The sequence below is a fragment of the Pseudoalteromonas sp. 5Ae-yellow genome (genome assembly GCF_014077565.1).
In the GTDB taxonomy this organism is placed as follows: Bacteria; Pseudomonadota; Gammaproteobacteria; order Enterobacterales; family Alteromonadaceae; genus Pseudoalteromonas.
This window is the reverse complement of the sequence record NZ_JACGWD010000216.1, coordinates 1-246: the sequence shown is the minus strand read 5'-3', so window position 1 is coordinate 246 and position 246 is coordinate 1. Positions and strand designations below refer to the sequence as shown.

Sequence of the window (246 nt, the reverse complement as noted above, 5' to 3'; positions counted from 1 at the left end):
ACAGAATCAACCTCATCATTAATTTTTTGACGTAATTCATCATCAAGTGACTCATCTTCAATCTCAGTTTCTAATTCAGAGAAGTCATTATCAATTAATAGTTCATCATCGAAATCATCTTCTAAACCATCTAAATCAGCATCTGTCATAAGCGCATTTGCTAAATCTTGCTCAGCCTGACTAGAAGCTATTCCCGGTGCCTCGCCATCTAAATCATCCCCTTGTAATTCTTCAGGGGTAAATGGC

At 37.4% G+C, this 246-nt stretch carries 1 protein-coding gene; it reads right to left on the bottom strand.

Going from position 1 to position 246, the window contains the following annotated elements; genetic code table 11:
- A partial coding sequence (locus tag H4J63_RS20005) for a hypothetical protein (protein ID WP_220467260.1) occupies positions 1-246 on the bottom strand: 246 nt, incomplete at both ends.